The organism is Cohnella baijiui (assembly GCF_020731285.1).
Lineage (GTDB): Bacteria > Bacillota > Bacilli > Paenibacillales > Paenibacillaceae > Cohnella.
On the sequence record NZ_JAJFOW010000136.1, the window covers coordinates 1 to 386 of the forward strand.

At 48.4% G+C, this 386-nt stretch carries 1 pseudogene; it reads right to left on the reverse strand.

The features are described from left to right. Positions 1-15 precede the first annotated feature (15 nt). Positions 16-386: pseudogene (locus LKX83_RS32000) on the reverse strand (methyl-accepting chemotaxis protein); the annotation flags it as partial.

The window sequence follows — 386 nt, forward strand, 5'->3', positions numbered from 1 at the left end:
CTTCTATTCTGATTGTTATATGGAGAATCGACGAATAATATCATGCAGTTCATCTGCCATACGGGAGAGCATCGCAGAAGATGATGAGATTTCCTGCATGAAGGCCATCTGCTCTTCTGTCGCTGCAAATACAGTTTGAATATCTGCCGAATTGGTATCCGTTATACGAGCAATCATATCCATTGTGGCCGCAATCTCCTGCGTACCGCCAGATACCTGCTCCACAGCAGAAGATACCGTTTCGAATTCGGCTGCCGCTTCAGCAATCGACCCTTGAATCCTTGTGAACAATTCTCCGGCTGCTCCTACGACTGCAATACCTGCGGCGACCTCCTTTGTACCCTGGTGCATAGATTGAACAGCAGCCTGCGTCTCCTGTTGAATGG